The sequence below is a fragment of the Mycobacterium tilburgii genome, assembly GCF_902168065.1.
In the GTDB taxonomy this organism is placed as follows: domain Bacteria; phylum Actinomycetota; class Actinomycetes; order Mycobacteriales; family Mycobacteriaceae; genus Mycobacterium; species Mycobacterium tilburgii.
Genome location: NZ_LR655783.1, coordinates 1 through 462, shown reverse-complemented (window position 1 = coordinate 462; position 462 = coordinate 1). Strand labels below are relative to the sequence as shown.

Genomic DNA, 462 nt, shown 5'->3' with positions numbered 1-462 from the left:
GGCCAGGTCCGTGCCGAACGGCTTCTCCATCACCACCCGGGACTGTTCGATGAGGTTGGCATCGCGCAGCATCGTGATGACAACGCACGCCGCCTTCGCCGGGACCGACAAATAATGTAACCACCGCACTTTGGGCCCCAGGGTGTTCTCGGCCTCGGCGACCGCGGCGGCCAATGCGTAGGGCTCGGCGCCCTGCGGCACGTAGCGCACGGACGGGAGTCGGGCGCCGGATACGAGATCGTCTGCGGTTTCTTTGCTGCCACTCCCGTGATACTCCCACCGTCACGACGGCCGCGCAGCCCTGCCGCGCACCGATCAGTGATCGCGCCACGCGAGCATCATCTCCAATTCGGCGAAGTCATAGCCGTTGTCGTCGGGGTGGATTTCCGTCGTGAACAGGGTGACGCCTTCGTCGACGAAAGCGTCCGCCGTCTTGGCGTCGGTTCGGGCGATGGGGGGTTG

Annotated in this window: 1 pseudogene; it reads right to left on the bottom strand. The window is 65.6% G+C overall.

From position 1 onward, the window contains the following. A pseudogene (locus FQ389_RS17565) lies at positions 1–210 on the bottom strand (glucose-6-phosphate dehydrogenase); the annotation flags it as partial. Positions 211–462: the final 252 nt, after the last annotated feature.